Source organism: Cypionkella sp. TWP1-2-1b2 (assembly GCF_049896245.1).
GTDB lineage: Bacteria > Pseudomonadota > Alphaproteobacteria > Rhodobacterales > Rhodobacteraceae > Cypionkella.
Window position 1 is genome coordinate 1 of record NZ_JAFCTX010000081.1, and the last position, 5,507, is coordinate 5,507.

Annotated in this window: 2 tRNA genes and 2 rRNA genes; all 4 read left to right on the forward strand. The window is 53.9% G+C overall.

Annotated features, from left to right (window positions below):
• Nucleotides 1–542 precede the first annotated feature (542 nt).
• The 4 genes from ACP7AP_RS23890 to ACP7AP_RS23905 all read left to right on the forward strand — a co-directional run bounded on the left by ACP7AP_RS23890 (nt 543) and on the right by ACP7AP_RS23905 (nt 5,445).
• A 16S ribosomal RNA gene (locus tag ACP7AP_RS23890) occupies nt 543–2,003 on the forward strand.
• Nucleotides 2,004–2,210: 207 nt separating this feature from the next.
• Nucleotides 2,211–2,287, forward strand: a tRNA-Ile gene (locus ACP7AP_RS23895).
• An 81-nt stretch (nt 2,288–2,368) separates the two neighbouring features.
• Nucleotides 2,369–2,444, forward strand: a tRNA-Ala gene (locus ACP7AP_RS23900).
• 200 nt (nt 2,445–2,644) lie between these two features.
• Nucleotides 2,645–5,445 (forward strand): 23S ribosomal RNA (locus ACP7AP_RS23905).
• The 16S and 23S rRNA genes sit together here with 2 tRNA genes alongside, the layout of an rRNA operon.
• The last annotated feature ends 62 nt before the right edge of the window (nt 5,446–5,507 follow it).

The window sequence follows — 5,507 nt, forward strand, 5'->3', positions numbered from 1 at the left end:
CGTATAGAGCCGCCTCGCTCGGAAACGGGCTGGCCGACGGGGCTGCGGGGGTCTTGATCCTCACGGTTTCACGGAAGACAGAAGCGAAAAACTTCTTGCTTTCATCGGTTGGTTTCACTAGGTTCCGCGCTCCAATCGAATCGCCGACGGGTTTTTAGAGGTAAGCCTCGCTTTCCTCGGGTGGTTTCTTGCGGTCTGAAGGGTTCGCCTTTCTCTCCGGAAGTTCTCTGAAAAGAGCGGTTGACATGAGGTTCGGCGGTCTCTAAATCCCCGCCTCCGCCGACGACACGGCGCTAAGCAAGTCGGGCCGCTGATGCGGTTTTGGTCTTTGACATTGTTGATTTGGAAAGAGAAACGCAGGCGGCGGTGTTCTTGCGATGGCCCTAGAAGGTCATCATACGACACTGACTATCTGCGGTCTTTTTGAAAAGATACCATGCGTCGGTCTTCGGATCGATGAATGGGAACTCGTCAATAAAATACGTAGAACTAATGCCAAGACGTCCTTCGGGATGTTCTTAAGCTTAGGTCAGAAGTCAACTCAACCTGAGAGTTTGATCCTGGCTCAGAGCGAACGCTGGCGGCAGGCCTAACACATGCAAGTCGAACGAACTCTTCGGAGTTAGTGGCGGACGGGTGAGTAACACGTGGGAACGTGCCTTTTGGTTCGGAATAACTCAGGGAAACTTGTGCTAATACCGAATGTGCCCTTCGGGGGAAAGATTTATCGCCATTAGAGCGGCCCGCGTCTGATTAGCTAGTTGGTGAGGTAAAGGCTCACCAAGGCGACGATCAGTAGCTGGTCTGAGAGGATGATCAGCCACATTGGGACTGAGACACGGCCCAAACTCCTACGGGAGGCAGCAGTGGGGAATCTTGCGCAATGGGCGAAAGCCTGACGCAGCCATGCCGCGTGAATGATGAAGGTCTTAGGATTGTAAAATTCTTTCACCGGGGACGATAATGACGGTACCCGGAGAAGAAGCCCCGGCTAACTTCGTGCCAGCAGCCGCGGTAATACGAAGGGGGCTAGCGTTGCTCGGAATTACTGGGCGTAAAGGGAGCGTAGGCGGACATTTAAGTCAGGGGTGAAATCCCGGGGCTCAACCTCGGAATTGCCTTTGATACTGGGTGTCTTGAGTATGAGAGAGGTATGTGGAACTCCGAGTGTAGAGGTGAAATTCGTAGATATTCGGAAGAACACCAGTGGCGAAGGCGACATACTGGCTCATTACTGACGCTGAGGCTCGAAAGCGTGGGGAGCAAACAGGATTAGATACCCTGGTAGTCCACGCCGTAAACGATGATTGCTAGTTGTCGGGATGCATGCATTTCGGTGACGCAGCTAACGCATTAAGCAATCCGCCTGGGGAGTACGGTCGCAAGATTAAAACTCAAAGGAATTGACGGGGGCCCGCACAAGCGGTGGAGCATGTGGTTTAATTCGAAGCAACGCGCAGAACCTTACCACCTTTTGACATGCCTGGACCGCCAGAGAGATCTGGCTTTCTCTTCGGAGACTAGGACACAGGTGCTGCATGGCTGTCGTCAGCTCGTGTCGTGAGATGTTGGGTTAAGTCCCGCAACGAGCGCAACCCTCGCCATTAGTTGCCATCATTTAGTTGGGAACTCTAATGGGACTGCCGGTGCTAAGCCGGAGGAAGGTGGGGATGACGTCAAGTCCTCATGGCCCTTACAGGGTGGGCTACACACGTGCTACAATGGCGACTACAGAGGGTTAATCCTTAAAAGTCGTCTCAGTTCGGATTGTCCTCTGCAACTCGAGGGCATGAAGTTGGAATCGCTAGTAATCGCGGATCAGCATGCCGCGGTGAATACGTTCCCGGGCCTTGTACACACCGCCCGTCACACCATGGGAGTTGGTTCTACCCGAAGGCGCTGCGCTGACCGCAAGGGGGCAGGCGACCACGGTAGGGTCAGCGACTGGGGTGAAGTCGTAACAAGGTAGCCGTAGGGGAACCTGCGGCTGGATCACCTCCTTTCTAAGGATGCTTCTCCAGGCTGTCTCTCACGAGGCTGTCTATTGAGGCTCCAATAGCGAAGCGCTTCACAGCGCCGAGCACAAACGGCGGAACGCCGCCGTCTCCGTTTCTCTTTCCACTTTCGTCATCGACGCATCGACCATTCGGGTCGTTGTATTGGTGACGCGATCGCGAGCCTGGGTTTTATAACCCGGCTGTCGCTGCCATAGGCCCGTAGCTCAGGTGGTTAGAGCGTACGCCTGATAAGCGTAAGGTCGGCAGTTCGAGTCTGCCCGGGCCTACCAGGACTTCTGGTTCGCCGGGGTTCTCAGCCTCAAGACGGCATCGCCGACAGCTCTCCTGGGCTTCGCACTGTTCCTTGGAACGGGGCCATAGCTCAGTTGGTAGAGCGCCTGCTTTGCAAGCAGGATGTCGTCGGTTCGACTCCGTCTGGCTCCACCAGGATTTTGTGATCGCATTCAAGTTTGCCGTCGGCCGTAAGGTTGGCGTGCATTGAAATCGTAAAGGAAGAACGCAACCGGCTCCCCTGAGCTTTTAGGTTATGTTCGAGAAGAAGACATTGTCTGACAAATATCAGGCTTGGTCCCCCGGCATCTTTCCAGTCGGGCGGAATAAACCAAGCATGAGTTTTGCTGAGAAACGATCAAACGTTGAAGGGCTTCTGACGGATGCCTTGGCGTAGAGAGGCGATGAAGGACGTGGCAAGCTGCGATAAGAACCGGGGAGGCGCTAGCACCCTTTGATCCGGTTATTTCCGAATGGGGAAACCCACCTTTACAGTCTTCCAACTTCGTTCTGAACTTCATCCTTGTGATGGGGGCCAGGACGGCGATTGGCGGATTGTTAAAAGGTATAATGAACTGAATACATAGGTTCATTAAGCGAACCCGGGGAACTGAAACATCTCAGTACCCGGAGGAAAGGACATCAACCGAGACTCCCGTAGTAGTGGCGAGCGAACCGGGACCAGGCCAGTGCTCTTGTGAAATAAAGACGAACGATCTGGAAAGGTCGGCCATAGTGGGTGAAAGCCCCGTAGTCATCAAATAGCAAGAGACTCGAGTAGGGCGGGACACGTGAAATCCTGTCTGAACATGGGGGGACCACCCTCCAAGCCTAAGTACTCCTCTACGACCGATAGTGAACAAGTACCGTGAGGGAAAGGTGAAAAGCACCCCGACAAGGGGAGTGAAACAGATCCTGAAATCGGAAGCCTACAAGCAGTCGGAGCCCCCAAGCGGGGTGACGGCGTACCTTTTGTATAATGGGTCAGCGACTTCATGTGTCGAGCAAGCTTAAGCCGTTAGGTGTAGGCGCAGCGAAAGCGAGTCTGAATAGGGCGCTAAGTTCGACGTATGACGACCCGAAACCAGGTGATCTATCCATGAGCAGGTTGAAGGTTGGGTAACACCAACTGGAGGACCGAACCCGTGAATGTTGAAAAATTCTGGGATGACTTGTGGATAGGGGTGAAAGGCCAATCAAACCTGGACATAGCTGGTTCTCCGCGAAATCTATTTAGGTAGAGCGTCCGACGAATTCCTTGGGGGGTAGAGCACTGGATGGTTGCGGGCTGCGCGAGCGGTACCAATACTAACCAAACTCCGAATACCCAAGAGAACTATCGGGCAGACACACGGCGGGTGCTAACGTCCGTCGTGAAAAGGGAAACAACCCTAACCATCATCTAAGGCCCCCAAGTCACGGCTAAGTGGGAAACGATGTGGGATTGCTTTGACAATCAGGAGGTTGGCTTAGAAGCAGCCATCCTTTAAAGAAAGCGTAACAGCTCACTGATCAAGCGATCCTGCGCGGAAAATGTAACGGGGCTCAAGCCGTGCGCCGAAGATATGGGTTTGCAGTTTACTGCAAGCGGTAGCGGAGCGTTCCGTAGGCCGGTGAAGGTCAGGCGTGAGCCTGGCTGGAGGTATCGGAAGTGAGAATGCTGACATGAGTAACGATAGGAGTGTGAGAGACACTCCCGCCGAAAGACCAAGGGTTCCTGCGTAAAGCTAATCTGCGCAGGGTTAGTCGGCCCCTAAGGCGAGGCTGAAAAGCGTAGTCGATGGGAAGCAGGTAAATATTCCTGCACCAGCTGGAAGTGACGGATGGCTTAACTCGTACCCACTTATTGGATTGTGTGTGCGGGGGCGTTGTCCCAGGAAATAACTCCAGCAGAGACCGTACCCGAAACCGACACAGGTGGTCAGGTAGAGCATACCAAGGCGTTTGAGAGAACTATGCTGAAGGAACTCGGCAAATTGCACGCGTAACTTCGGAATAAGCGTGACTCACCCTGGGCAACCAGGACTGAGTGGCACAAGCCAGGGGGTAGCGACTGTTTAGCAAAAACACAGGGCTCTGCGAAGCAGCAATGCGACGTATAGGGTCTGACGCCTGCCCGGTGCCTGAAGGTTAAAGGGAGTTGTGAAAGCGACGAACTGAAGCCCAGGTAAACGGCGGCCGTAACTATAACGGTCCTAAGGTAGCGAAATTCCTTGTCGGGTAAGTTCCGACCTGCACGAATGGCGTAACGACTTCCCCACTGTCTCCAGCATAGGCTCAGTGAAATTGAATTCCCCGTGAAGATGCGGGGTTCCCGCGGTCAGACGGAAAGACCCTATGAACCTTTACTATAGCTTCGCCTTGGCGTTAGCGACCGTATGTGTAGGATAGGTGGGAGACTATGAAACCGGGGCGCCAGCTCTGGTGGAGTCGTCCTTGAAATACCACCCTTACTGTCGTTGACGTCTAACCGAGGGCCGTTATCCGGTCCCGGGACATGGCGTGGTGGGTAGTTTGACTGGGGCGGTCGCCTCCTAAAGTGTAACGGAGGCGCGCGATGGTGGGCTCAGACCGGTCGGAAATCGGTCGTCGAGTGCAATGGCATAAGCCCGCCTGACTGCGAGACTGACAAGTCGAGCAGAGACGAAAGTCGGCCATAGTGATCCGGTGGTCCCGAGTGGAAGGGCCATCGCTCAACGGATAAAAGGTACTCTAGGGATAACAGGCTGATTTTGCCCAAGAGTCCATATCGACGGCAAAGTTTGGCACCTCGATGTCGGCTCATCACATCCTGGGGCTGGAGCAGGTCCCAAGGGTATGGCTGTTCGCCATTTAAAGTGGTACGTGAGCTGGGTTCAGAACGTCGTGAGACAGTTTGGTCCCTATCTGCCGTGGGTGTTCGAAGCTTGAGAGGATCTGTCCCTAGTACGAGAGGACCGGGATGGACATACCTCTGGTGTACCTGTCATGGCGCCAGCTGTGCAGCAGGGTAGCTAAGTATGGAATAGATAACCGCTGAAAGCATCTAAGCGGGAAACTAACCTCAAAACAAGGCTTCGCTGAGGATCGTGGAAGACTACCACGTTGATAGGCCAGGTGTGGAAGTGGGGCGACCCATGAAGCTTACTGGTACTAATAATCCGATCGGTTTGATCGTTTCTCAGCAAAACTCATTCGATGATTGCTCCTTGACCGAAGCAATCTCAGACAATGTCTTCT